The sequence below is a fragment of the Microbacterium sp. RG1 genome, from assembly GCF_005347485.1.
Lineage (GTDB): Bacteria > Actinomycetota > Actinomycetes > Actinomycetales > Microbacteriaceae > Microbacterium > Microbacterium binotii_A.
This window is the reverse complement of sequence record NZ_CP034121.1, coordinates 1854250-1878451: the sequence shown is the minus strand read 5'-3', so window position 1 is coordinate 1878451 and position 24202 is coordinate 1854250. Positions and strand designations below refer to the sequence as shown.

The 24202-nt window shown below is 70.3% G+C and carries 25 protein-coding genes; 20 read left to right on the top strand and 5 right to left on the bottom strand.

The window, feature by feature from the left end:
• Positions 1-57 precede the first annotated feature (57 nt).
• Genes EHF32_RS09025 through EHF32_RS09015 form a run of 3 tightly spaced genes read left to right on the top strand, consistent with a single transcriptional unit; the run spans position 58 to position 2041 of the window.
• Complete coding sequence (locus EHF32_RS09025; RefSeq protein WP_137417870.1) at positions 58-504, top strand: FAS1-like dehydratase domain-containing protein; 447 nt, start codon at positions 58-60, stop codon at positions 502-504.
• On the top strand, positions 501-908 hold the full coding sequence (locus EHF32_RS09020; RefSeq protein ID WP_137417869.1) for a MaoC/PaaZ C-terminal domain-containing protein: 408 nt from the start codon (positions 501-503) through the stop codon (positions 906-908). The genes EHF32_RS09025 and EHF32_RS09020 overlap by 4 nt, the downstream gene beginning before the upstream one ends.
• The gene (locus tag EHF32_RS09015) at positions 905-2041 is read left to right on the top strand and encodes a UDP-N-acetylmuramate dehydrogenase (protein ID WP_137417868.1); all 1137 of its coding nucleotides are present in this window, start codon (positions 905-907) and stop codon (positions 2039-2041) included. The genes EHF32_RS09020 and EHF32_RS09015 overlap by 4 nt, the downstream gene beginning before the upstream one ends.
• On the opposite strand, the gene EHF32_RS09010 is transcribed toward EHF32_RS09015, so the two are convergent.
• Positions 2038-3318 carry an MFS transporter gene (locus EHF32_RS09010; protein ID WP_161594076.1) on the bottom strand — a complete coding sequence of 427 codons (1281 nt, stop codon included), beginning with the start codon at positions 3316-3318 and terminating at the stop codon, positions 2038-2040. The genes EHF32_RS09015 and EHF32_RS09010 overlap by 4 nt on opposite strands.
• Before the next feature lie 55 nt (positions 3319-3373).
• Between EHF32_RS09010 and EHF32_RS09005 the strand changes: the two genes are divergently transcribed.
• From EHF32_RS09005 to EHF32_RS08990, 4 genes are all read left to right on the top strand, one after another.
• Entirely contained in the window at positions 3374-4339 is a 966-nt protein-coding gene (locus tag EHF32_RS09005; RefSeq protein WP_137417866.1) for an ArsR/SmtB family transcription factor, read from the top strand.
• A gap of 205 nt (positions 4340-4544) precedes the next feature.
• Positions 4545-5069, top strand: a complete 525-nt coding sequence (locus EHF32_RS09000) for a YbhB/YbcL family Raf kinase inhibitor-like protein (protein ID WP_137417865.1) — start codon at positions 4545-4547, stop codon at positions 5067-5069.
• Between the two features lie 9 nt (positions 5070-5078).
• A complete protein-coding gene (locus EHF32_RS08995; RefSeq protein WP_137417864.1) occupies positions 5079-5405 on the top strand; it encodes a hypothetical protein in 327 nt (108 codons plus the stop codon).
• Positions 5398-5637, top strand: coding sequence for a hypothetical protein (locus tag EHF32_RS08990; RefSeq protein ID WP_137417863.1), 240 nt, complete (start codon positions 5398-5400; stop codon positions 5635-5637). Before EHF32_RS08995 ends, EHF32_RS08990 begins: the two co-directional genes overlap by 8 nt.
• A 30-nt stretch (positions 5638-5667) precedes the next feature.
• Here EHF32_RS08990 and EHF32_RS08985 read toward each other — a convergent pair whose 3' ends face one another.
• Entirely contained in the window at positions 5668-6867 is a 1200-nt protein-coding gene (locus EHF32_RS08985; protein WP_137417862.1) for a pyridoxal phosphate-dependent aminotransferase, read from the bottom strand.
• Between the two features lie 73 nt (positions 6868-6940).
• Between EHF32_RS08985 and EHF32_RS08980 the strand changes: the two genes are divergently transcribed.
• Both EHF32_RS08980 and EHF32_RS08975 read left to right on the top strand, forming a co-directional pair.
• A complete protein-coding gene (locus EHF32_RS08980; RefSeq protein ID WP_137417861.1) occupies positions 6941-7732 on the top strand; it encodes a coenzyme F420-0:L-glutamate ligase in 792 nt (263 codons plus the stop codon).
• A gap of 132 nt (positions 7733-7864) precedes the next feature.
• Positions 7865-8872, top strand: coding sequence for a hypothetical protein (locus EHF32_RS08975; RefSeq protein WP_137417860.1), 1008 nt, complete (start codon positions 7865-7867; stop codon positions 8870-8872).
• 178 nt (positions 8873-9050) lie between these two features.
• On the opposite strand, the gene aceB is transcribed toward EHF32_RS08975, so the two are convergent.
• Positions 9051-10745, bottom strand: coding sequence for a malate synthase A (gene aceB, locus EHF32_RS08970; protein WP_137417859.1), 1695 nt, complete (start codon positions 10743-10745; stop codon positions 9051-9053).
• 38 nt (positions 10746-10783) lie between these two features.
• Entirely contained in the window at positions 10784-12100 is a 1317-nt protein-coding gene (gene aceA / locus EHF32_RS08965; RefSeq protein ID WP_137417858.1) for an isocitrate lyase, read from the bottom strand.
• 136 nt (positions 12101-12236) lie between these two features.
• Between aceA and EHF32_RS08960 the strand changes: the two genes are divergently transcribed.
• Positions 12237-13694, top strand: a complete 1458-nt coding sequence (locus EHF32_RS08960; protein ID WP_137417857.1) for a helix-turn-helix domain-containing protein — start codon at positions 12237-12239, stop codon at positions 13692-13694.
• An 80-nt stretch (positions 13695-13774) separates the two neighbouring features.
• Here EHF32_RS08960 and EHF32_RS08955 read toward each other — a convergent pair whose 3' ends face one another.
• Positions 13775-14458 carry an amino acid deaminase gene (locus EHF32_RS08955; RefSeq protein WP_238343669.1) on the bottom strand — a complete coding sequence of 228 codons (684 nt, stop codon included), beginning with the start codon at positions 14456-14458 and terminating at the stop codon, positions 13775-13777.
• A 53-nt stretch (positions 14459-14511) separates the two neighbouring features.
• Between EHF32_RS08955 and EHF32_RS08950 the strand changes: the two genes are divergently transcribed.
• The 10 genes from EHF32_RS08950 (at position 14512) to EHF32_RS08905 (ending at position 24193) form a co-directional block, all read left to right on the top strand.
• A complete protein-coding gene (locus tag EHF32_RS08950; RefSeq protein ID WP_137417855.1) occupies positions 14512-15168 on the top strand; it encodes an HAD family hydrolase in 657 nt (218 codons plus the stop codon).
• 41 nt (positions 15169-15209) lie between these two features.
• Complete coding sequence (locus tag EHF32_RS08945) at positions 15210-16187, top strand: phosphate/phosphite/phosphonate ABC transporter substrate-binding protein (protein WP_137417854.1); 978 nt, start codon at positions 15210-15212, stop codon at positions 16185-16187.
• 92 nt (positions 16188-16279) lie between these two features.
• Positions 16280-16999: a phosphonate ABC transporter ATP-binding protein gene (gene phnC / locus EHF32_RS08940; RefSeq protein WP_238343845.1), complete on the top strand. Its 720-nt coding sequence runs from the start codon at positions 16280-16282 to the stop codon at positions 16997-16999.
• A complete protein-coding gene (gene phnE, locus EHF32_RS08935) occupies positions 16996-17796 on the top strand; it encodes a phosphonate ABC transporter, permease protein PhnE (RefSeq protein ID WP_137417852.1) in 801 nt (266 codons plus the stop codon). The genes phnC and phnE (EHF32_RS08935) overlap by 4 nt, the downstream gene beginning before the upstream one ends.
• Positions 17793-18626, top strand: a complete 834-nt coding sequence (gene phnE / locus EHF32_RS08930; RefSeq protein WP_137417851.1) for a phosphonate ABC transporter, permease protein PhnE — start codon at positions 17793-17795, stop codon at positions 18624-18626. The genes phnE (EHF32_RS08935) and phnE (EHF32_RS08930) overlap by 4 nt, the downstream gene beginning before the upstream one ends.
• Positions 18616-19473, top strand: a complete 858-nt coding sequence (locus EHF32_RS08925) for a MurR/RpiR family transcriptional regulator (protein ID WP_137417850.1) — start codon at positions 18616-18618, stop codon at positions 19471-19473. Before phnE (EHF32_RS08930) ends, EHF32_RS08925 begins: the two co-directional genes overlap by 11 nt.
• A gap of 178 nt (positions 19474-19651) precedes the next feature.
• Entirely contained in the window at positions 19652-21220 is a 1569-nt protein-coding gene (locus EHF32_RS08920; RefSeq protein ID WP_443189871.1) for a glucoamylase family protein, read from the top strand.
• Positions 21221-21233: 13 nt separating this feature from the next.
• Positions 21234-21875 (top strand): TetR/AcrR family transcriptional regulator, encoded by a 642-nt coding sequence (locus EHF32_RS08915; RefSeq protein ID WP_238343668.1) that lies wholly within the window; start codon positions 21234-21236, stop codon positions 21873-21875.
• A 100-nt stretch (positions 21876-21975) separates the two neighbouring features.
• Positions 21976-23238, top strand: coding sequence for an extracellular solute-binding protein (locus tag EHF32_RS08910; protein WP_137417847.1), 1263 nt, complete (start codon positions 21976-21978; stop codon positions 23236-23238).
• Between the two features lie 4 nt (positions 23239-23242).
• Positions 23243-24193, top strand: coding sequence for a carbohydrate ABC transporter permease (locus EHF32_RS08905; RefSeq protein WP_137417846.1), 951 nt, complete (start codon positions 23243-23245; stop codon positions 24191-24193).
• The last annotated feature ends 9 nt before the right edge of the window (positions 24194-24202 follow it).

Sequence of the window (24202 nt, the reverse complement as noted above, 5' to 3'; positions counted from 1 at the left end):
GGGATAACAACGGCCGCTCCGCCCGGCCCGACCCAGGCCCCTCGGTAGGATGGGGCCGTGCCCGTGAATCCCACCCTCGTCGAGCGCGCCTTCGAGCCGACACCGCCGTATCTCGTCGGTCGCGAGAAGGTCCGCGAGTTCGCCCGCGCCGTCTTCGCCACCGACCCGCAGCACACCGATCCGGCTGCTGCCCGGGCGCTCGGCTATGCCGACGTCGTCGCGCCGCCGACCTTCGCGATGGTGATCCAGGACCTCACCCTGCAGCAGCTGCTGGCAGAGCCCGACTCGGGGATCGCCCTCGAGCGCACGATCCACGCCGAGCAGCGCTTCCGCTACTCGCGGCCCATCGTCGCAGGCGACGAGCTCACCGCGCAGCTGCGCGTGACGGGCGTGCGCGCCGTGGGCAAGGGCGCCATGGTCACGAGCGAGGCCGAGGTGACGGATGCAGCCGGCGCGCACGTCGTGACGGCCACATCCATCCTGCTGATCGGAGGCGAGGAATGACCGCGTACGAGATCGGCCAGGTCGTCGCCGAGCGCGACGTGCACCTGACCCGCGAGTCGCTCGTGCGGTACGCGGGCGCGTCGGGCGACTTCAACCCCATCCACTTCCGCGACGACGTCGCCGCCCGCGTCGGCCTGCCCGGCGTCCTCGCCCACGGCATGCTCACCATGGGGCTGTCGGTCGAGACGATCGTGCCCTGGCTCGGAGATGCCGGCCGCATCCGCGAGTACGGCGTGCGCTTCACGCGACCCGTCGTCGTCGATGCCGAGACCGGAGCCGACGTGCGCGTCGTCGCCACCGTCGGCCAGATCGACGACGAGACGCTGCGCATCGACCTGACGGTGACCCACGCCGACACGACCGTGCTGGGCAAGGCGCAGGTGCGGGTGGCCCGCGAGGCATGACCGCCGTAGAACCGCTGCCGCTCGCGCAGCTGACCACGCTGGCCACGGGTGCCGCCCCTGCGCGGATGCGCGAGGCGCGGTCTCGCGACGAGTTGATCGCCGCGCTGCGCGAGGTCTGGGCCGACGGCGACGACTGGTTCGTGCTCGGTGGCGGGTCGAACCTCCTGGTCGGCGACGAGCCGTTCGACGGCACCGTGGTGCGTGTGCTGACCCGGGGCATCGAGCGGCTGCCCTCGCCCCGCGAGGGCTTCGCGCGTCTGCGCGTGCAGGCCGGACACGACTGGGACGCGCTGGTCGCCGACACCGTGACGGCGGGGCTCGCCGGCATCGAGGCGATGAGCGGCATCCCCGGCACCGTGGGCGCGGCGCCCGTGCAGAACGTCGGGGCGTACGGGCAGGACATCTCGCAGACGCTGGTCGAGGTCGAGCTCATCGACGAGTCCACCGGCGAGGTGTCGACGGTACCTGCCACCGAGCTGAACCTCGGCTTCCGCACCTCGGTGCTCAAGCACCACTACGGATCCGTCGCCGCCCGTCGGGCCGTGATCCTCTCGGTCACCCTGGAACTGCAGCAGGTGGGCCACGGAGCGGCGCCCGTGCGCGGCGAGCAGCTGCGTCGGGCGCTGGGTCTCGAGGCGGATGCGGTCGTCTCGCTCGCCGAGGTGCGCGACACCGTGCTCGCCACCCGCCGCAGCAAGGGCATGGTGCTCGATGCGGATGACGCCGACACGCGCTCCGCGGGCTCGTTCTTCCAGAACGCCGTGGTGTCGCAGGAGTTCGCGCGCACCCTCCCGGCGGAGTGCCCGAGGTGGCCGCTCGAGCCTGAGATCGAGCCCGTGCGCGTCATCCCGCTCGACCAGTTCGACGGGTACGTCCCCCCGGCCCCGGTGCGCTCGATCGACGTGAAGGTCAGCGCCGCGTGGCTCATCGAGCACGCGGGGATCGGCAAGGGCTTCCGCGTCGGCCGCTCGCGCGCCGCGGTGTCGAGCAAGCACGCCCTCGCGCTGACGAACCGCGGCGGGGCGACGGCGGGCGAGATCGCCGAGCTCGCCCGCTTCATCCAGCAGCGGGTGCAGCAGGAGTTCGGTCTGATCCTCCAGCCCGAACCCGTGCTCGTCGGCGTCGAGCTCTAGCCGATCGTCACCGCATCCCGCGCGGCGCGGCGCGCGATGAGCACCACCCCCGCGGCCGCCGCGCCGAACATCACCGCGAGAATCGCCCATCCGGCCGTGCCGAGATTGATGGCTGTCATCGTCACGACGGCGGGCGCGATCATCGCCCCGAGGGCGTAGCCGGTGCCGTAGACGCCCTGGTAGCTGCCCATCCGCTCCTGCGACGCCAGGTCGAAGCTCAGGCTCCAGCCGGCGGCGCTCGAGGTGATCTCGGCGAGCGAGTGCACGAGAGCAGCCGCCAGCAGGATGACGGCGGCCAGCGCGATCGGCCCCCACCCGTCGCCGCCGATCCACCCGGCTCCCGCCCACAGCGCGCAGGCGAGCACCATCAGCATGCCCGCGTTGCGCATGGCGCGCCCGGCCCCCGCAAAAGTGCCGGTGCCGCGGCTCATGCGCACCTGCAGCAGCACCACGACGACCGTGTTCACGAGCAGCAGCGGGCTCACGAGGACGTCGGGGGCGACGGTGTGCGCGACCACCCAGAGCGGCACGCCGACCTCGAAGAGCCCGAACTGGATGCCGAACACGCCCATGAGCGCGGTGAGCGACAGGAAGCGCGCGTCGCGGTAGGGGCTCGGACCCTTCTGCGGTGCGGCGTCAGCATCCGTCTCGACCGGCGACGTGCGCCGCACGTCGACGCGCTCGGCGGACAGGCCCGTGACCAGCAGCGCGGATACGAGGAACAGGGCGCCCGAGACCGACATCGTGATCTGGAAGGCGAAGGCCGTGCCGAGGGCGAGCGGGATCGCGGCGACCGCGGTCCCCACGCCGATGCCGACGTTGGTGACGGTGCGCATCGCCGCGCGGATGCGGACGCGGTCCTCGCCGAGGAACGCGCGCCCGACGACGGCCGAGCGCACGCTGGCGTTGCCCTGCTGCGCGAGGGTCACCAGCGATGCGGCGATCACGAGGGTCAGCAGGTCGTGCACGAAGACGTATCCGATGAGGGCCGCCCCCTGCAGCAGGTGCAGCCAGAGAAGCATCCGACGGGCGCTGAAGCGGTCGGCCAAGTGCCCGAAGGTGAGTGAGCTCGCGACGCCGACAGCTCCGGCGATCGTCAGGCCGATGCCCACGGACAGGACGGGGACGCCGACGATGAGGGTCAGGTAGAGCGTCGTTAGCGTGAAGAAGGCGCCTCGGCCGAGGGTGTCGACGAGTGTGATCGTCAGCAGGCGACGCAGGGTCTGGTCGTCGGAGATGAGGGTGCGCAGAGGAACGGTGGGGGTGGTGCTCGTCACCGTTCCATTCCCGCAGCGGGTTCGTCCGGATGCAATCGATGTAGATTATGGCTTCATGATTCGGTACGAGATGGAGGCGGCGGATGTGTCCGCCATCCGCTTCGGCGTCTCGCCGCTGTCCGAGCTCGGCCTGGCGCTGCGCGCCCTGTACGAGCCGGAATGGTTCCCGCTCCAGCGCCCCTGGGTGCAGCGCATCGCCGGGGTGCGCTCGCTCCTCGACGAGGAGATGCTGCTCGCGCTCGTCAACGACAGGCGGTGGGTCGCGGACTTCGTGAACCCGCGTCCGTCCTCGCCGCTGACGTCGCTGGAGGACGAGCTCGCCGACCTCGGCCGGATCAGCCGGTCGCATCTGCACGCGGACCTCGAGAAGGTGCACGGGAGCGTGCCCCGTGTCTTCCACGGACGTCACGGCGTCGTCGTCGCACGCCTGCAGCGCGCGCTCGCGACGGCATGGGATCTCTGCTTCGCGCCGCACTGGGTGCGCATGCACGCCGTCATGCAGGCCGACATCGCCTATCGCGGACGCATCGCCGCCCGGGCGGGCATCGGAGCCGTGCTGAACGGGCTCTCGGATGCGGTGCGCTACGACGGCCGGCACCTGGACGTCAGGCTGTGGAACCCGGCTGTGCGTCATCGTCCCGTTCTCGGCGACGGCCTGACGCTCGTGCCGTCGATCTTCACGGCGCGCGTGTCGACCCCGATCGACGACGATCTGCCGCCGACCGTGATGTACCCCGCGCGAGGTCAGGGCGCGATGTGGTCCACCGCGGTCGGCCCTGACGCTGCGGCCGTCACCGACCTGCTCGGGCGTACGCGCGCGGTGCTGCTGACCGAGCTCGGCGAGCCCGCATCCTCGACCGACCTGGCGCTGCGGCTCGGGGTGTCGACCTCCGCCGTCAACCAGCACCTGCGGGTGATGGCGCGCGCGGGTCTGCTCAACCGCGCCCGCTACGGCCGCGCGGTGCTGTACTACCGCAGCGCCGCCGGCGACGCCCTCTGCGCCCAGGGCTCCCGCGCCTAGCCCGCGGCGGGTCTGGCCGCCGGCATATGCCCGAGTTGCGTCGCCCTTGCGCGGATGCGGCAGGTTTCCGCATCCGCGACAGTTCTTCTCTGTGGCGGATGCGCAATTGTGTAGCGGTTCTCGGTGGTCGGCGGCCCGCAGATCCGGTCGATGGGAGTCCGCAACTCCCTGTCCGCTCGCACGCCCCGTGCGTAGGCTCGGTGCCATGACCGATCTCACCCGTCCCCAGACGCCGGACCCGTATCCGCTTCTTCCCGCGGTGGCCGCGTTCACCGTCACCAGCGACGACGTCATCGACGGCGCGCCGCTGAAGGACGACCAGGTCGCCGCCCTCGGCGACACCTCGCCGCAGCTGTCGTGGTCGGGTGCTCCCGAGGGGACGCAGTCCTACGTCGTCACCTGCTTCGACCCCGACGCCCCGACCCCCAGTGGCTTCTGGCACTGGGTGCTCGTCGACGTGCCCGCATCCGTCACGTCGCTCGACACCGGAGCCGCCGCGGCCGAGCTTCCCGCAGGAGCCTTCCACGTGCGCAACGACGGCGGACAGGCTGGCTTCATGGGCGCCGCGCCGCCCGAGGGCGACCAGGTGCACCGGTACTACTTCGTCGTGCACGCCGTGTCCGAGCCGACGCTCGGAGTGGATGCGGACGCCTCACCCGCCGTGGTCTCGTTCAACCTCGCGTTCAAGACCCTCGGCCGCGCCATCATCCACGGCACGTACGAGCACTGACGCATCGAGATGAGCGACGTGCTGGGGTGGGGGACCATCGTCCTCGTGCTGAGCATCCCGCTGGTCTTCGTGTTCGTGAGCATCTCCACCCACCGCCGCCAGCGATCGGACGGCGGGGAGGCGGGCTCGTCGGGCGGGCTGCTCGGATTCGACGAGCTCTTCCACCCGTCCGCGCACGAGGCACGGCTTGTATGGGAGGCGGAGCAGGAGATCCCCGTCCCCGCTCCCACACCCGACAAGGGTCACGGCGTGATCGAGGGCGGCTCCCGGATCACGATCGAGGTGCCGGGAGCCTCCTCCGGAGCATCGCGCGCGGCGGAGACGACTGATGGCTGACGATCTCTGGAGGCAGCTGAGCGCCTTCGCCGAACGGCTGCGGGTCGAGGGACTGCTCGGCTGGGCCGACGAGCTCGACGACATCACGCGGTACGCGAGCACGGGCTCGGAGGCGCTCATGGGCGCCCGATGGGTGCTCACACGACTGGTCTCAGCCGAAGCTGAGACGACCGCATCCAGCCGAGAGACCGCTCGTGGTCTGATCGCCGAGCTCACGGATGCCCTCGGATGAAGCTGAGGACGCTCTGCCGCGGGCTCCGCGTCAGGCGAACAGACGCTGCAGGCGCTGAACGCCCTCGAGCAGGGCGTCGTCACCCAGCGCATACGAGAGGCGCAGGTAGCCGGACGGTCCGAACGCCTCGCCGGGAACGACGGCGACCTCGGCCTTCTCGAGGATGAGGTCGGCGAGCTCGAGCGTCGTCGTCGGGGTGACGCCCTCCCACTCGCGGCCCAGCAAACCCCGCACGTCGGGGTAGACGTAGAACGCGCCGAGCGGGTTCGGAACCGTGACGCCGTCGATCTTCGACAGCTCGTCGACGATGAGGCGGCGGCGTCGGTCGAACGCGACCCGCATCGTCTCGGCTTCGTCCTGCGGGCCCGTGAGGGCCGCGAGGGCGGCGCGCTGCGCGATGTTGTTCACGTTGCTCGACAGGTGCGACTGCAGGTTGGCCGCGACCTTGATCGCGTCCGCGGGGCCCACCATCCAGCCCACACGCCAGCCGGTCATCGCGTACGTCTTCGCGACGCCGTTGACGAGGATCGTCTGGCCGGCGAGCGCCGGCACGGCCTCGACGATGGACACGGCCCGCACGCCCTCGTAGACGAGGTTCTGGTAGATCTCGTCGGTGATGACCCAGATGCCGTGCGCGAGGGCCCACTCGCCGATCGCGCGTGTCTCCTCCGGCGTGTAGACGCTGCCGGTGGGGTTGGACGGCGAGACGAACACGAGCACCGTCGTGCGGTCAGTGCGCGCGGCCTCGAGCTGATCGACCGTGACCTTGTAGTCCTGGTCCGCGCCGGCGAAGACCTCGACGGGCACGCCGTCGGCGAGGCGGATGGTCTCGGGGTAGGTGGTCCAGTACGGCGCGGGCAGCAGAACCTCGTCGCCCGGGTTCACGACGGCCTGGAACGCCTGGTAGACCGACTGCTTGCCGCCGTTGGTCACGATGATCTGCGAGGGCGAGACCTCGAGGCCGGAGTCGCGGAGCGTCTTGGCGGCGATCGCCTCGCGCAGCGCGGGAAGACCCACGGCGGGCGTGTAACGGAAGTTCGCCGGGTCTTTCAGCGCCTCCGCGGCCGCATCCACGATGAACTCCGGCGTCGGGAAGTCGGGCTCGCCGGCGGCGTAGGAGATGACGGGGCGTCCGGCTGCCTGCAGCGCCTTTGCCTTCGCATCGACCTTGAGGGTCGCGGATTCGGCGATTGCGGAGAGTTTGCGGGAGACGGGAGCGCGTTCGGTCACCCTCCGAGCCTAGCGGGGGAGCGCCCGCCGCAGCAGGGTCGAAGGCCCCCGCCGGGTATGGAAACATGATCGGGTGAGCGCACCCCGCATACAGGTCTGGGCCCTCGACGGCATCGCAGAGGTGGTCGCAGGCGACGACCTCGCCGCGATCATCGGTGACGCGCTGGCGGCCGATGCGGATGGCGTCATCGACGGTGACATCCTCGTCGTGACCTCCAAGATCGTGTCGAAGGCGGAGGGGCGGCAGCTGGCCGCATCCGATCGCGAGGACGCGATCACGGCGGAGACCGCGCGGGTCGTCGCGGTTCGCGGCACCACCCGGATCGTGGAGAACCGGCTCGGCGTCGTGGGAGCCGCAGCAGGCGTCGACGCCTCCAACACTCCCGAGGGGACGATCCTGCTGCTGCCGGTCGACCCGGACGCGTCGGCTCGCGCGCTGTGCGCCGCGCTGCGGGAGCGCTTCGGGGTGCGGCTGGGCATCGTCGTCAGCGACACCCTGGGGCGCGCATGGCGCATCGGACAGACCGACATCGCGATCGGAGCGGCGGGGATGCGGGTCGTCGACGATCTGCGCGGCGGCACCGACGCGCAGGGCCGGCCGCTCGTGGTGACGGTGCCCGTCGTCGCCGACGAGATCGCCTCGGCGGGCGACCTCGTCAAGGGCAAGGCGACCGGGCGTCCCGTGGCGGTGATTCGCGGGTTGTCGCGCTACGTCACCGATGAGGTCGACACCCCCGGCGCACGCACCCTGCCCCGCACCGGCGAGCACGACATGTTCCGCCTCGGCACCGACGAGGCGATCGCGATGGGGCGCCAGGTCGGATACGCCGACGGGTTCGCCGCGGGGCGCGCGTCGCGCGACTGAGCCCGAACTCCTGCAGAACGGGCGGCCGCCGCGGATCGGCCGGCTGATCGGGGCGATCGTGTAGGAGTTCGGTACCCCGATCGTTAGCGCTTCGTTGTGCGGGGCCTCGTGCCGCATCCGTAGCGTGGAGGGATGCGGAAGACCGGGGCCTTCATCGCGGTGCTGCTGGCGGCGGCGCTCACCGGGTGCGCGGGCGCGCTACCGTTCGTGTCGGGCGAGCCGCGCGGCGACGCGGTGCCGATCGATGAGCTGCGCTGCGGTGACGGGTTCGGTGGAGTGGATCCGGAGGTGGTCGCAGGCGCCGTACCCGACGGCTTCGAGCCCGTGGCGCTGCACCGCTGCGACGGGTTCACGACCCAGACGGATGCCGAGGGCATATGGTCGGGGTCGCGCATCGAACGGTTCGAGGGGGATCTGAGCGAGCTGCTCGCGGCCCTCGCCGAACCGAATGCGGCACCTGGCTTCGTCTGCCCGGCATCGATGTGGATCGGTCCGGAGCTGTGGCTGGAGGGCGCCGACGGCCGATTCATCCGGGTGCCGTATCCGTCGGACGGCTGCGCGCAGCCGCGACTCGACGTCCTGGAGCGCATCGAAGCCGCCGTGTCGCGGCTCAGCCTCGTCGATGAGCGGTTCGAGCGCGGCAGCCTCATCCAGTCCGCCGAGGCGACGGCCGCGGGCTGCGCATCGACGGCGAGCCTTCTGGTGGTGGCCCAGACGCTTCCGCGCGTGGACATCGACCGCGCGCGGGTCCTTCCGGAGGTCGGCGCGACGGCCGTCCCCGTGCCGCCGCCCCCGCTTCCCTCCGCCGACGAGGTGACGGGGATGCGGGTCTGTCGATACGCCCCGGCGCCGCTCCCCGCCGACGGGGCCGTGGTGAGCATTCAGGGAGTGCTCCCGTACGCGGGTGTCGACGACCTCGATCGGGAGCGGGCCGCGCGAGCGCTCGCTCTCATCGACGAGGCGGGTCCCGCGGGCACGTGCGAGGCGGAGGCCACATCCACGGTGGTCCTGCATCCGTTGCCGGAGACGCAGACAGGTGCCACGGTGACGGTGGAGCTCGACGGATGCGGGCGCGTCGTGGGTCCGGATCTGCGGGCCGCTGTCGCTCCGGACGAGCTCCTCGCCCTCCTCGCCCCCTGACGTCCATGGCGTCCTCGCGAGCGGTACGGGTGCCGTCGACGGCCGAACTCCTGCAGATCCGCCCGGTTCGGCGGCGCCGGGCGGTGGTTCGGACGGTTTTGCAGGAGTTCGGGCACCGGAACACACAGAATCCCCGGCCGTTCCGCGAAGAGCGGGCCGACCGGGGATCCCGGAGTGATCAGCGTTCCACGAGGAACCGGGAGTACGCGCCGAGCGTCAGGAACGACGGGAACTCGGCACCCAGGGCGACGTCGCGGAACACCTCGGCCGCGTCGTCGAACCGGTCGCCGTCACGTCGCTCCACCTCGCCGAGCACCTGCGCGATCAGCTCCTCGATGTACTCGCGGGTGATGCGGGTGCCGTCCTCGGTCGAGCGATCCTGGTGGATCCACTGCCACACCTGCGAGCGGCTGATCTCGGCGGTGGCCGCATCCTCCATCAGGTTGTCGATCGCGACGGCGCCGAGGCCGCGCAGCCACGCCTCCATGTAGCGGATGGCGACCGAGACGTTGCCGTGCACCCCCGCCGCCGTGATGGGGCGGCCGATGTGCACGTCGATCAGCTGGGCCGCGGTCACCTCGACGTCGTCGCGTTGCCGGTCGAGCTGGTTCGGCCGGTCGCCGAGCACGGCGTCGAACTCCGCGCGCGCCACGGGGATCAGGTCCGGATGCGCGACCCATGTGCCGTCGAAGCCGTCGCCGGCCTCGCGCTTCTTGTCGGCCGCGACCTTCTCGAACGCGCGCGCGGTGACCTCGGGGTCACGACGATTCGGGATGAAGGCGCTCATGCCGCCGATGGCGAAGGCTCCGCGTTTGTGGCACGTCTTCACGAGCAGCTCGGTGTACGCCCGCATGAACGGCACCGTCATCGTGACCTCGCTGCGGTCGGGGAGCACGAAGCGCGCCCCGCGGCCGCGGTAGTTCTTGATGATCGAGAAGATGTAGTCCCAGCGTCCGGCATTCAGCCCCGCGCAGTGGTCGCGCAGCTCGTAGAGGATCTCCTCCATCTCGAACGCGGCGGGCAGCGTCTCGATGAGCACCGTCGCGCGGATCGTGCCGTGTGCGAGACCCAGCCGTCGCTCGGTGAAGCTGAAGACGTCGTCCCACAGCTTCGCCTCTTCGCTCGACTCGAGCTTCGCGATGTAGAAGTAGGGGCCCGCGCCGTTCTCGATCAGCCGATGCGCGTTGTGGAACGCGTAGAGGCCGAAGTCCACGAGCGAACCGGATGCGGCGAGCGTGCGGCCCGAGCGGTCGGTGAACCCGAGGTGCTCCTCGACGAGGTGCCAGCCGCGCGGGCGCATCACGATCGTTGGCGTCTCGGGGGCCGTGACCTCGTAGCGCTTGCCCTCGGCGCTCGTGAACGACAGCTGTCCGCGGATCGCGTCGAACAGCGACAGCTGCCCCTCGATCACGTTGCGCCAGGTCGGGCTCGTGGCATCCTCCTGGTCGGCCAGCCAGACCTTCGCGCCGGAGTTGAGGGCGTTGATCGTCATCTTCGGGTCGGTCGGTCCGGTGATCTCCACCCGGCGGTCCTCGAGTCCGGGGCCGGCGCCGGCGACGCGCCAGGAGGCGTCGTCGCGGATGCGGGCGGTGTCGTCGCGGAAACGGGGGTCGTACCCGTTGCCGATCTCGTAGCGGCGCCGCATCCGGTCCGCGAGCCGGTCGTGCCGGCGCCCTGCGAAGCGGTCGTGCAGTTCGGCCAGGAAGCCGAGGGCTTCGGAGGTGAGGATCTCGTCGTATCGTTCGCGGAGCGGGCCGCGGACCTCGATGGCGGGGGCGTGCGGCCCGGTCGCGATCGGGCCGGTGCCGGGGTGGCGTTCGTCGCCGCGGATGCGGGTGCTCTCGGGCGCGAGGCCCGTGGCGGTGGGGGTCATGGCACTGCCTTTCGAAGGCGGAAGGAACGGAAGAAGGGTCAGTGGAACTGGGCGGTCTCGGTGGAGCCGGCCAGCGCCAGGGTCGCGCTGTCGGGGTTGAGCGCGGTCGAGACGTGATCGAAGTAGCCGGTGCCCGCCTCGCGCTGGTGGCGGGTGGCGGTGTAGCCGCGCGCCTCTGCGGCGAACTCGGCCTCCTGCAGCTCGACGTAGGCGCTCATGGCGCGCTCCGCGTAGCCGGCGGCGAGGTCGAACATGGCGTAGTTGACGGCGTGGAATCCGGCCAGGGTGATGAACTGGAACTTGTAGCCGAGGTCCGCGAGGTCCTGCTGGAACGTCGCGATCTGCTCGTCGCTCAGGTGTCGCTTCCAGTTGAAGCTGGGCGAGCAGTTGTAGGCGAGGAGCTTGCCGGGGTAGCGCTCGTGGATGGCCGCGGCGAACGCGCGGGCGAGCTCGATGTCGGGCTCACCCGTCTCGACCCAGATGAGGTCGGCGTAGGGCGCGAAGGCGAGGCCGCGGCTGATGACCGCGTCGATGCCGGGACGCACCCGGTAGAAACCCTCGGACGTGCGCTCGCCGGTGGTGAACTCCTGGTCGCGCGGGTCGACGTCGCTCGTGAGGAGGTCTGCGGCGAGGGCATCGGTGCGGGCGATGATGACCGTCGGCACGCCCGCCACATCCGCCGCCAGACGCGCGGCGTTGAGGGTGCGGATGTGCTGCTGCGTGGGGACGAGCACCTTGCCGCCGAGGTGACCGCACTTCTTCTCGCTCGCGAGCTGGTCCTCCCAGTGGATGCCGGCGGCGCCGGCCTGGATGAGCGACTGCGCGAGCTCGTAGGCGTTGAGCGGGCCGCCGAAACCGGCTTCGGCGTCGGCGACGATGGGGGCGAGCCAGTCCTGCGTGATCTCGCCCTCGGCGTGCTCGATCTGATCCTGGCGGATGAGCGCGTTGTTGATGCGGCGCACGACGGCGGGCACCGAGTTGGCGGGGTAGAGGCTCTGATCGGGGTAGGTCTGACCGGCGAGGTTGCCGTCGGCGGCGACCTGCCACCCGGACAGGTAGATCGCCTTCAGGCCCGCGCGCACCTGCTGCACGGCCTGTCCGCCGGTGTAGGCGCCGAGCGCGCGGATGTAGTCCTCCGTGTGCAGCAGGTTCCAGAGGTTCTCCGCACCGCGGCGGGCGAGCGTGTTCTCCTCGCGCACCGAGCCGCGGAGGCGGATGACGTCCTCGGCCGAGTAGGTGCGCTCGACGCCGTCCCAGCGCGGATCCGTGTTCCAGATCTCCTGCAGCTCGGCGGCGGTCTGCGTCATGTCACCCGCGCGCAGCGGGCCCTGGGCGAAGGGGGCGGTGCTGGTCATGTCGGTCTCCTGTGATCTGAGGGACGGTCGTCGTCCCGAGGCGTGTGACCACTTTGGGTGAAGATCTCGATCCGAAACCGAGGTTCTCGGGGAGAAGATTGCTCGTTCTTCTGTTCTTGTGACACAATCCCGATCCATGACGATCGAAGAAGATCCGATGACCGACGACGCCGACGCCCTGACGATCGGGCGCCGCATCCGCCAACTGCGCACCGCGCAGGGCATGACGCTCGACGCGCTCGCCGCTGCGGTGGATCGGGCGCCGAGCCAGCTGTCCATGATCGAGAACGGCAAGCGCGAGCCGCGTCTCACACTGCTGCGAGCCATCGCGAAGGCGCTCGGGACGACGGTCGACGCGCTGCTGGAGGCGGAGCCGCTCGACGAGCGCGCCGCCATGGAGATCGCGCTGCAGCGGGCGATGAAGGGCCAGACGTTCCGGGCACTCGGCATCGGCGCGTTCCGCATCGGCAAGGCGGTGCCCGATGAGGCGCTGCGGGCGATGCTGGCTCTGCACGGCGAGATCGATCGACTGCGCGACGAACGCTCCGCGACGCCCGAGGAGGCGCGGCGCGCGAACGTCGAGCTGCGCGATCTCATGCGCGAGCAGAACAACTACTTCGCCGACCTCGAGACCGAAGCGCGGGCGATCCTGGATGCGGTGGCGCACCCCGGCGGCCCGCTCACCCAGCGATCCGCCAGCGACATCGCCGCGCACCTGGGATTCACGCTGCACTACGTGCCCGATCTGCCGCAGACCACCCGCAGCGTCGCCGACCTCAAACACGGGCGCCTCTACCTCTCGAGCCGGGTCGCCGCGAAGGGCGATGCGCGCACGGCGGTGCTGCAGGCGCTGTCCAGCCGCATCCTCGGGCACCGGGAGCCCACGAGCTACGCCGAGTTCCTGCGCCAGCGGGTCGAGACCAACTACCTCACGGGCGCCCTGCTCGTGCCCGAATCCCATGTCGTCCCCGTGCTCGCCGACGCCAAGGCCGACAGGGCGATCTCGATCGAGGATCTGCGCGACCTCTACTCGGTTTCGTACGAGACCGCCGCCCACCGCTTCACGAACCTCGCCACGGTGCACCTCGGCATCCCGGTGCATTTCCTCAAGGTGCACGAGTCGGGCACCATCACGAAGGCGTACGAGAACGACGACGTGAACTTCCCGGCCGATCGGCTGGGCGCGATCGAGGGGCAGATGTGCTGCCGGCGGTGGACGAGCCGCGTGGTCTTCGATGTCGACGACCGCTTCAACCCCTACTACCAGTACACCGACACGGGCAACGGAACGTACTGGTGCACCGCCCGCGTCGAGTATTCGAGCGAGGGGGCGCACTCGGTCAGCGTCGGCGTGCGCTTCGAGGACACGAAGTGGTTCCTGGGGCGTGACACCGCCAACCGCGGAGTCTCACGACACTCGGTCGAGGTGTGCTGCCGCCGCGCGCCGGCCGAGCTGGAGAACGCCTGGCGGGAGAACTCCTGGCCGAACGTCCGCACGCCCCGCACCCTGCTCGCGACCCTGCCCACCGGAGCCTTCCCCGGCGTCGACACCACCGAGGTCTACGAGTTCCTCGAGGCGCACTCGCCGGGCTGAGTGCGTGAGTCCCACTCGCCGAGCGAGCATCCGTTCGCCGAGTGAGCATGCAATGAGGTGCGCATTCGGCGATCGGGTGCTCACTCGGCGGCGTTCCAGCGCAGCCGGGGCGGCTCGGCGTCGATCGCGGCGAGCGTCTGGTCGGGGGAGGAGACCGGGAACGTCGTCACGAGGCGCTCGCCCTGACCTCGATCGATCGCGTAGGCGAGGGCGAAGGGGCCGGATGCGGCGTGCCGCCCGATGGCGATCCGCGCGCGCATCGGGCCGATCCGCTCCTCACGCACCGTGTGCTCGGCCAGCAGGGTGCGGGCGGCGTCCGTGATGCGCGCGAGCGGCGTGACCCAGACGGCGCGGCCGCGCAGGGCCTCGGCGTGGAAGAGCGTGCGCTCGCCGTAGGCGGCGGCCAGATCCGCATCCAGCCACCGCTCGCGCTTGAGCCCGTAGGGCGTCTCGGCGAGGGAGAAGAGATAGCCGTAGACGTGCACGAGCCCCGCGTTGCCGACGGGCCAGGTGGCCTCCAGACCCGCGGTGGCGTGCAGGTGGTCGAACAGCGCCCGGGGGACGACCGGCTCCCCGGTGTTCTCGTCTACGGCGGTGGAGAGCTCCCACGCGTCGAACAGGCCGTCCGCCGCGTCCTGCCGAATGGATGCGGCGACGCCGGGCAGGAGCGCGAGCGCCGCGACGGGATCCTCCGTCGCACGGCGGGCGGCCGCATCCACTCGCTCGGTCGATGATTTAACCGGCTGTTCATCGGGCGTGGTCATTGCGTCCACAATCCTCCTTCAACATGGACGAAGCGTCCACCTGAAGGAGCCCCGTGCCACGTCCTGTTCTCATCTTCGACTTCGACGGTACCGTCGCCCTCGGCGACGGGCCCGTGCTGGCCTATGCCGCATCCGTGGCCGCCGCCGGCCGTTTGCCGGAGAGTTTCGTCACCGACGTGCGGCGGGGGCTCGCGGACCCGAACGCGGAGGGTGCCGTCGACAGCTACGACCTCGTCCGCATCCTCGCCCTGCGCGCCGGCGCCGACGAGACGCACCTCGCGTTCGGCTACCGGGCGAGCCGAGGGATGCTCGCCACATCCGCCGCGCCGATCGGAACCCCTGCGGGTCTGGCGCGACTGCTCGACGAGGTCGACGCGGAGCGGATCCTCCTCACGAACGCGCCCGATGTGCGCCTCACCGAAGCGCTCGAGGTGCTGGGGCTCGCGGGACGCTTCGATCGGATCGTCACGGATGCGGCGAAGCCCGCCGGCCTGGAGATGCTCCTCGACGAGCTCGATCCCGCCCGGCCCGTCCTGAGCATCGGCGACATCTGGCGCAACGACCTCGCCCCCGTCCATGCCCGCGGCCACGCCACGGCGCTCGTGGGCGCATCCGCAGCTCCCGAGGCCCAGCCCACCTACCGCGCCCCGCGCCTGGACGACCTCCTCGACGACATCTCCCGCTGGGCGCTCGCCGCCCGCGTCGCCTGACCCCACCGACCCGCACACCACCCCGATCTGAAGGACACCACATGAACATCACCCGCCTGCGCCTCGGCGCCGCAGCCGCCGTCGTGGCGGCCGCATCCCTGCTCCTGGCCGGTTGTGCCGGCTCGGCCGATCCGGGAACGAGCGGCGCCGCGGCGGACCCCGACTCCCTCGTGCTGGCGCTGGTCCCCTCGCAGGACCAGAACGGACTCGTCGACACCGCGAAGCCCCTGACCGACATGCTCACCGAAAAGCTCGGCATCCCCGTCACGGGCGTCGTCGCGAAGGACTACCAGGCGGCGGTCGAGGCCATGGGTGCGGGCCAGGCCCAGATCGGCTTCCTGCCCTCGCTGCAGCTCTGGCAGGCCAGCGACAAGTACGGCGCCAAGGTCGTGCTCCAGACCGAGCGCAACGGCAACATCACCTACCCGGCGCAGTTCATGACGAACAACCCGGACAAGTACTGCGAGGACACTCCCGTCGAACGCGACGGGATGCTCTTCTGCAACGGCGCCGACGCGATGAAGGGCCCGGCGGGCTTGGACTCCATCACCAAGGTCAAGGGTGCCAAGGTCGCGATGCTCGGACCGGGCTCTCCCGCCGGCTACATCTATCCCGTGCTGGCGCTGCAGGAGGCCGGCATCAACACCGACAGCGACATCGAGAAGTTGCCGGTCACCGCGAACGACGCCTCGGTGCTCGCGGTCTACAACGGCGACGCCGAGGTCGGCTTCAGCTTCTGGGACGCGCGCACGATCGTGAAGAAGGACGTCCCGGATGTAGGTCAGAAGGTCGTCGTCTTCGCGATGACGGACGAGATCCCCAACGACGGCGTCGCGCTCACCTCCGACCTGTCGCCGGAGCTGCAGCAGAAGATCACCGACGCGCTCGAGGAGTACTCGAGCTCCGACGAGGGCTCGAAGGTGTTGCAGAGCATCTACTCCATCACCAAGCTCGCGCCCGCCGACCCCTCGTCGCTCGACGTGGTCGCCCGTGCGGCGCAGCAGTTGGGTCTGCAGTGACGACGACCATCGGTCAGGAGGTCGGGGCTGCGGCCCCGGCCTCCTGGCCCATCCGCCTGCGCGATGTCCAGGTGCGCTACCCGAACGGCACGATGGGCCTTCGGGGTGTGAGTCTCGACATCGCCGCCGGCGAGATGGTCGCGGTCGTGGGACTCTCCGGCTCCGGCAAGTCCACCCTCATCCGCACGATCAACGGGCTCGTGCCCCTCTCCGCGGGCTCGCTGACGGTCGGCGACACCGAGCTCGCGGGCGCGAAGCCTCGCACGCTCCGGCGTCTGCGCGGCGGCATCGGCATGGTGTTCCAAGGGTTCAACCTCGCCGGACGCACGAGCGTCCTGAACAACGTGCTCGTCGGGCGACTCACGCACACCCCCACCTGGCGCACGCTCCTCGGTGCGTACACGCCGGCCGACAAGCAGCTCGCCTACGAGGCGCTGGAGCGCGTCGGCATCCTCGCGAAGGTCTACGACCGCGCCTCGGCGCTCTCGGGCGGCCAGCAGCAGCGCGTCGCGATCGCCCGCGCCCTCGCGCAGCAGCCGCGGATCGTGCTCGCCGACGAGCCCGTCGCGAGCCTCGACCCGCCCACGGCGCACGGGGTGATGGGAGACCTCCGCCGCATCAACCGTGACCTCGGCATCACGGTGCTCGTGAACCTCCACCTGCTCGATCTCGCCCGCCAGTACGGCACGCGGCTGATCGGGATGCGGGCGGGTGAGCTCGTCTACGACGGCGCAGCCGCCGACGCCACGGATGCCGACTTCGCCCAGATCTACGGTCGGTCGGTCACGGCCGAGGATCGGCTGGGCTCGTGAGCGCCCCGCCGCTCGAGCTGCCGCCCAGACCCGGCGGTCGGTGGCGCGGCTGGGCGATCGCCGCCGTCATCGCCGCCGCCACGGTGTTCATGTGCCTGCCCGTCGTCGGCATCGACTTCGACCTGAGCGGCATCGTCCGCAACTGGCAGCACGGCGCGAGCAAGGTCCTGGGGCTGCTCCAGCCTGACTGGTCGTTCTTCCCGCGCACCGTCGGACCGCTCCTGGAGACGCTGCAGATGGCCGTCATCGGCACCGCCGTCGGCGCGCTCTTCTCGCTTCCGCTCAGCTTCCTCGCCGCCCGTCCGACAGACCCGCATCCGTGGCTCCGGGGCGCCGTGCGCACCGTGCTGAACGTCGTGCGCGCCGTTCCCGACCTCCTGTCGGCCGCCGTGCTCGTGGCGATGGTCGGCGTCGGTGCGCTTCCCGGCATCCTCGCGCTCGTGCTCTTCAACGTCGGGATCATCGTCAAGCTCGTCTCCGAGTCGATCGACGCGATGGATGCGGGCCCGATCGAGGCGGGCCGCGCGGCCGGCGGCACCCAACTGCAGATCAACCGCACGCTCGCCCTGCCGGATACCTGGCCGGCGTTCGTCGCCCAGACGCTGTACGTCTTCGAGCTCAACGTCCGCGCCTCGTCGGTGCTCGGACTCGTCGGTGCGGGCGGGCTTGGCCTGCTCATCGACGCGGTGCGCACGTACTACCGCTACGACCAGCTCTCGCTCATCATCCTGGAGATCCTCGTGCTCGTCGTCCTTCTCGACGCCCTGAGTGCCGCCGTTCGACGGAGGCTCGTATGAGCGCGGTCGACACCTCGCCGGCGCGCACTGCGGCCGCGTGCGCGCTGCCTGAGCGTCCGCGTCGACCTCTCGTGTTCGTCGTCGGCGTCGGCGTGACGGTGATCGTCATCGCTGCCTTCTGGTCCGTCGACATCACGTGGTCGCGGCTGGCGGAGCTTCCCGCGGCGATCGTGCGCTACATCTGGCTCATGTTCTCGGCCCCGAACTGGTCGAAGCTGCCCGAGGCGCTCTGGCAGACCTGGCGCAGCGTCGAGATGGCGTGGGTCGGCACTGTGCTCGGCGTGATCGTCGCGACGCCGCTGAGCCTCGTGGCCTCCCGCGGTTTCGGGCCCGCGTGGCTGCGATCCGCGCTGCGTCTCGTCTTCTCCGTCATCCGCGCGGTTCCGGAAATCATCTTCGCCATCATCATCCTGTCGATGACGGGACTCACGCCGCTCACCGGTGCCCTCGCCCTCGCCGTCAACGGCGTCGGCACGCTAGGCAAGTGGGGATACGAGGCTGTCGAGGCCGTGCCGCAGGGGCCGATCGAGGCGGCGCGTGCCGCCGGCGGGAGTACGCTGCAGGTCTTGCGATGGGGCGCGTGGCCGCAGGCGAGCCCGGCGTTCCTGTCGTTCTGGCTCTACCGGTTCGAGATCAACGTCCGCTCGTCCGCCGTGCTGGGCCTGATCGGGGTGGGCGGAATCGGCGACATGCTGACCACGTACACCCAGTACCGTGAGTGGTCGACGGTGGGGATGCTGCTGATCGTCGTCATCGCGGTCACGATGACGATCGATGCGATCAGTGGTGCGGTCCGCCGCAGGATCATGGAGGGTGCGCGTGTCCGCTGACGCTGCCACGACCGTGCGCATCGCCGCGCTGCGCAACGTCCTGCAACCGACCGAGAGGCGCGTCGCCGACCTCATCATGTCGGAGCCGGAGGTCGTCGTGGAACTGACGGCGCAGCAGCTCGCCGAACGGGCGGGCGTCGCGCGTTCCTCGGTCGTGCGGGCGTGTCAGCGCCTCGGCTACCGCGGGTATCCCCAGCTACGGGTCGCCCTCGCTGCGGAACTCGGCGCGCAGCCGGATGCAGCGATCGATCACGGCGTCGGTGTGCTCGGTCGTATGCGCACGGCGATGGATCGCGCGGCGCAGGCGCTCGTCGGATCGGCGGGGCTTCTGACGGAGGATGCGGTCTCCGACGCGGTGACGCGCATCGCCCGCGCCCGGCGGGTGCTGGTCGTGGCCAACGGGCTGTCGTCGCCGCTCGCGAGCGACCTCGCGATGCGGCTCACCGCCGTGGGGCGTCCCGCCGAGATCGTCGCCGATCCGATCGCGCAGCAGATCTCCGCGCGCCAGCTCACGGAGACCGATGTCTGCATCGTGATCAGCGGGTCCGGGGCTAACGAGGCGAGCGTGCGGGCCGCGCGCGCGGCCGAGGCCGCCGGCGCGGGTGTCCTTCTCATCACCTCGTTCGTCGCCTCGACGCTGACCGAGATCGCCGACCTGTCGCTCGTCCTGGCGCCGGCAGGCGCGACGTTCCGCGACGAGCTGGAGCACACCTCTCGCGCCGTGCACGCCGTCTTCGGCGAGGTGCTGGTGGATGCCGTCGCCGCCGAGCTGGGTGAACGGTCGCCCCGCATCCGTGCCCAGGTGCTCGAGATCCTCTCCGACAACCTCGCAGACCCCGCCGAATGAGCACCCGTTCGCCGAGTGAGCATGCAATGGGGTGCTCGCTCGGCGAATGAATGCTCGCTCGGCGGAGGGCGCCGCCTCCGTGGCGGAGCACCTTGAATGAAAACCAATCACATGTAAGGGTTTTGGGACACACGGTTCCCCCCCGGAGCCGCTTTCGATGAGGAGAGCGACGATGAGAATGACGACCCGCTTCGTGCTGGCCACCGCATCCGCGGCGGTGCTGGCGGTGACGACCGCGGCGCCCGCGCTGGCGGATGCGGTGCCCACAGGCCACGGCCACGGCCACCACACCAGCGAGACCCGCACGTTGGAGCGCTACGCCGCCGACACCTGGGCATCGCTGGTCGCGATGACGGACCCTGACACCGGCCTGCCGTCGGACAACATCGACGGCGCGCTGCAGAGCGCGGGCGCCTATACCTCGCCGACGAACATAGGCGGCTATCTGTGGTCGACGGTGACCGCCCGCGACATCGGGCTGATCGATCGACGGGAGGCCCGTGACCGCATGCGGACGACCCTCGACACGCTCGATCGGCTCGAGCGCAACGGTGCCAGCGGCATGTTCTACAACTGGTACGACCCGGCGACCGGCGCCAAGCTGACGACCTGGCCCGACTCCGGCGACCCGGTCGAGCCGTTCCTGTCCACGGTCGACAACGGCTGGCTCGCCGCATCCCTGCGCATCGTGCGCGAGGCGGACCCGAGTCTGGCCCGCCAGGCGGATGCCCTGTACCGGTCGATGGACTTCGGCGCCTTCTTCGATCCGGCGGGCGCGGCAGGGCTGCCGGCCGGCACGAACCGCGGCGGGTTCTGGGACTCCCCGCCCACGGGCTGCAGCGTCGAAGCCCCCATGTACAACGGCTCGGGTGAGACCGCGTACTACACGTGCCATCACTACGACACGACGGTGAGCGAGAGCCGCATCGCGACCTATCTGGGCATCGCGAACGGGCAGATCCCGCCGACGGCGCTGTACGGGACGCATCGCACGATGCCGCCGGGTTGCGACTGGGCCTGGCAGGAGCAGCTGCCCACCGGCACCACGCGCACCTACTCGGGCTTCGACGTGTGGGAAGGCGTCTATTCCTACGACGGCATGAGCTTCGTCCCCAGCTGGGGCGGCAGCATGTTCGAGGCGCTCATGCCGGATCTGTTGATCCCCGAGACCGAGTGGGGGCAGAGCTCGTGGGCGCTGAACCATCCGATCACGGTCGCGGTGCAGGAGCGGCACGGGGACGACGCCGGCTACGGCTACTGGGGCTTCTCGCCCGCCAGTGACCCGTTCGGCGGCTACGCCGAGTACGGTGTCGACCTCGCGGGGATGCGCTCGGACGGCTACACCTCCGATCGCGAGAAGACGGACGTCGACATCGACCGGCCCGGCTGCTCGGTGGGCACAGGCCCCGACCCGCAGTTCGGCGACGGCGTGGTGACCCCGCACGCGAGCTTCCTCGCGCTGCCCTACGACCGCGATGGGGTTCTTGAGAACCTCTCGCGCATCGAGGACGACCTCGGTGCCTACGGCCCCGGCGGCTTCTATGACGCGGTCGCGGTGCACAGCGGCATGATCGCCGAGCGCTACCTCTCGCTGGACCAGTCGATGATCATGGCCGCCATCGGCAACGAGCTGACCGGCGACAGCCTCAAGGACTATGTCGTGGATAGCGACATGGAGCGCACGCTCCGACCCGCGATGCAGGCGCAGGTGTTCGGTTCAAGCTGGGGAGAGTCGGGCGATCGATGACGAGAGGGATGCGGTGAGCACATCTGATGAGGCGATCGGGGAGGCGGCGGAGTCCGTCGCCTCCCCTTCGCGCGGCAAGCGTGGCAGCTACGCGAAGGGCCAGGCCCGTCGCCAGCAGATCGTCGAGGAGGCCCTCCTCGTGTTCGCCCGCAGCGGGTTCGACGCGGGGTCCCTGCGGGCGATCGCCCGGGGCGTGGGGGTGACCCCGGCGGGTCTGCTGCATCACTTCTCGAGCAAGGAGGAGCTCTTCGTCGAGGTTCTCCGCCAGCGCGACGAGCGCATCCGAGCGGCGGTCGGTGATCCCGTGGAGCACAGGCTCATCGAGCAGAGCGCGGATGTGGTCACCTACAACCAGAGCGCTCCGCGCGGCCTTTCCGCGCTGTACACCACGGTGGCCGCGGATGCGATCGATCCCGCCCATCCCGCGCACGAGGAGTTCGTCGACCGCTACCGCGGTTCCGCCGCATCCGCCGAGCGCATCATCGCAGCGGGGCAAGCCGCAGGGGAGATCCGCGCCGACGTCGACCCCGCGCGCGCCGGCCGGCTGATCAGCGCCGTGATGGATGGTCTCCAGCAGCAGTTCCTCCTCGACGATGAGGTCGACATGATCGCTCTCTTCGACGAGTTCGTGCGCGGCTATCTCCGTCCGCTCTGAGGTCCCCGTCGACGCGTCCGTCGGTGGGGGTTGCGACAATTTAAGCGCTTAAGTAACGTAGTCACGACGCCAACAGGTGTGTCTCGTTCAAGGAGGAACCATGAAACATGTTCGGCTCGGCGCCGTCGCGCTGCTCGCCGTCGCCGCCCTCAGCCTGGCGGGATGCGGACGAGCGGACGACGCGGGAACGGCGGCCCAGGAAGCGACGACCATCGGAAGCGAACCCGCCACGGGCAAGATCACGATGTGGGCGATGGGCACGGAGGGCGAGGCGCTTCCCGACTTCGTCAAGACGTTCGAAGAGGCAAACCCCGGGGTGGAGGTCGACGTCACGGCGATCCCCTGGGACTCCGCCTACAGCAAGTTCCAGACCGCGATCGCGAGCGGCAACACCCCCGACATCGCCATGATGGGCTCGACCTGGATGGCCGACTTCGCCGACGCCTTCCAGACGGTGCCCACCGATCTCGACACGTCCGGCGCCTTCGGCGGCGCGGTCGAGTCCAACAAGGTCGGAGACCGCGCGGCGGGCGTGCCGTGGTACGTCGACACGCGTGTGCTGTACTACCGCACCGACATGGCCGAGCAGGCCGGTTGGACGAGCGCACCCGCCACGTGGGACGAGCTCAGCCAGATGGCCGCCGACATGAAGTCCAAGGCGGGGGCGGAGTACGGCATCCGGCTGCCCGCCGGCAACGACTCCTTCCAGGGGACGCTCTGGATGCCCTGGTCCAACGGTGCCTCCCTCGAGGACGGCTCGGCATGGACGCTCGACACCCCGGAGATGGTCGAGGCGTACGAGTACTACCAGAGCTTCTTCACGGACGGACTCGCCAACCCGTCGGCAGACCGTTCCTCGGGGGCGCAGGAGGCGGACTTCGTCGCCGGCCGCACCCCGATGCTCATCGACGGCCCCTTCATGATCGGCTCGCTCGAGAAGCTCGGCGGCGCGGACTTCTCCTCGAAGTTCACGACGGCCGTGCTCCCGACGAAGGAGTCCTCCACGTCGTTCAGCGGCGGCTCGAACCTCGTCGTGTTCGACGGCTCCGATAACGCGCACTCCGCATGGAAGCTCGCCCAGTGGCTGAGCGAGCCCGAGACGCAGGCGCGCTGGTACGACCAGACCGGTGACCTCCCCGCTGTCCAGGCGGCGTGGCAGGACGACGCGCTCGCCTCGCAGCCCACGCTCGCAGCCTTCGGTACGCAGCTCGAGACCGCGAAGTCCGTCCCGGCGACGACGACCTGGGTGAAGGTGGCTGCGGCCGGAGACGCCGTGCTCGAGAAGGTGCGTCTGGGGACCATGAGCCCGGCCGATGCGATGAAGGAGCTTCAGAGCAAGGCCGACGCCGTGGGGCTGGGCTGATCCCATGACGCAGACATCACTGGCCGCGACCGGAGCGGCGCTGGCCGGCTCCGGTCGCGCCGGCGGTGGCCGCCGCTCGAGCCGTCGCCGGCGTCAGGGTCTGATCGCGTGGGGCTTCGCGCTCCCGTTCGTCCTGGTCTTCGCCGCCTTCATGGTCGTGCCGATCGTCGGCTCCTTCGCGATGTCGTTCACCGACTTCCGCGCGCAGGACATCCGCTCGCCCTTCGCGGTCAACTTCGTCGGCCTCGACCAGTACCTGGCCGTGCTGGGAGACCCCACCTTCCTCAAGTCGGCGGGCGTCACCGCGACCTTCGTCGTGATCGGCATCCCGGTGACGATGGCCGTGGCGCTCGCTCTGGCCCTGGCGCTGAACTCCGGCGGTGGCCGGATCGTCGCCTTCCTCCGGGTGGGCTTCTACGCGCCGGTGGTCACGAGCATCGTCGCCGTCTCGGTGGTGTGGCGGTACATCCTGCAGCCGGAGGGCCTGCTGAACGCGGCGCTCGCCGTCGTCGGCATCCAAGGCCCCGACTGGCTCAACGACACGACCTGGGCGCTGCCCTCGCTCATCGCGATGGCGGTCTGGCGCAATGTCGGAACGCTCATGGTGATCTTCCTCGCGGGGCTCCAGGCGATCCCGACGGACGTCAAGGAGGCGGCCGTCATGGACGGTGCCTCCGCCTGGCGCCGCCTCACCGCGATCACCCTGCCACTGCTGCGTCCGACGCTGCTGCTGGGCGCCGTTCTCATCTCGGTCGGCTTCCTGCAGTTCTTCGAGGAGGCCTTCGTGATGACGCAGGGCGGACCGCTGGACTCGACCCTGTCGGTCGCCTACTACACGTTCAAGCAGTTCGGCTTCGGCGAGTACGGCACCGCATCCGCCGCGAGCTACATCCTGTTCCTCGCGATCGCGCTCGTGAGCCTCGTGCAGTTCCGGCTGCTGCGCTCGAAGGATTGAAGGAGGAGA

Bases quoted from the DNA above. Each gene is read 5' to 3' on its own strand.
- aceB (WP_137417859.1), bottom strand. From the start codon at position 10,745: ATGACCCCCACCGCCACGGGCCTCGCGCCCGAGAGCACCCGCATCCGC.
- EHF32_RS08910 (WP_137417847.1), top strand. From the start codon at position 21,976: ATGAAACATGTTCGGCTCGGCGCCGTCGCGCTGCTCGCCGTCGCCGCC.
- EHF32_RS08920 (WP_443189871.1), top strand. From the start codon at position 19,652: ATGACGACCCGCTTCGTGCTGGCCACCGCATCCGCGGCGGTGCTGGCG.
- EHF32_RS09000 (WP_137417865.1), top strand. From the start codon at position 4,545: ATGACCGATCTCACCCGTCCCCAGACGCCGGACCCGTATCCGCTTCTT.
- EHF32_RS08905 (WP_137417846.1), top strand. From the start codon at position 23,243: ATGACGCAGACATCACTGGCCGCGACCGGAGCGGCGCTGGCCGGCTCC.
- EHF32_RS08945 (WP_137417854.1), top strand. From the start codon at position 15,210: ATGAACATCACCCGCCTGCGCCTCGGCGCCGCAGCCGCCGTCGTGGCG.
- aceA (WP_137417858.1), bottom strand. From the start codon at position 12,100: ATGACCAGCACCGCCCCCTTCGCCCAGGGCCCGCTGCGCGCGGGTGAC.
- EHF32_RS08990 (WP_137417863.1), top strand. From the start codon at position 5,398: ATGGCTGACGATCTCTGGAGGCAGCTGAGCGCCTTCGCCGAACGGCTG.
- phnE (WP_137417851.1), top strand. From the start codon at position 17,793: ATGAGCGCGGTCGACACCTCGCCGGCGCGCACTGCGGCCGCGTGCGCG.
- EHF32_RS09015 (WP_137417868.1), top strand. From the start codon at position 905: ATGACCGCCGTAGAACCGCTGCCGCTCGCGCAGCTGACCACGCTGGCC.
- phnC (WP_238343845.1), top strand. From the start codon at position 16,280: ATGGGCCTTCGGGGTGTGAGTCTCGACATCGCCGCCGGCGAGATGGTC.
- EHF32_RS09005 (WP_137417866.1), top strand. From the start codon at position 3,374: ATGATTCGGTACGAGATGGAGGCGGCGGATGTGTCCGCCATCCGCTTC.
- EHF32_RS08975 (WP_137417860.1), top strand. From the start codon at position 7,865: ATGCGGAAGACCGGGGCCTTCATCGCGGTGCTGCTGGCGGCGGCGCTC.
- EHF32_RS08955 (WP_238343669.1), bottom strand. From the start codon at position 14,458: ATGACCACGCCCGATGAACAGCCGGTTAAATCATCGACCGAGCGAGTG.
- EHF32_RS08960 (WP_137417857.1), top strand. From the start codon at position 12,237: ATGACGATCGAAGAAGATCCGATGACCGACGACGCCGACGCCCTGACG.
- EHF32_RS08995 (WP_137417864.1), top strand. From the start codon at position 5,079: ATGAGCGACGTGCTGGGGTGGGGGACCATCGTCCTCGTGCTGAGCATC.
- EHF32_RS09020 (WP_137417869.1), top strand. From the start codon at position 501: ATGACCGCGTACGAGATCGGCCAGGTCGTCGCCGAGCGCGACGTGCAC.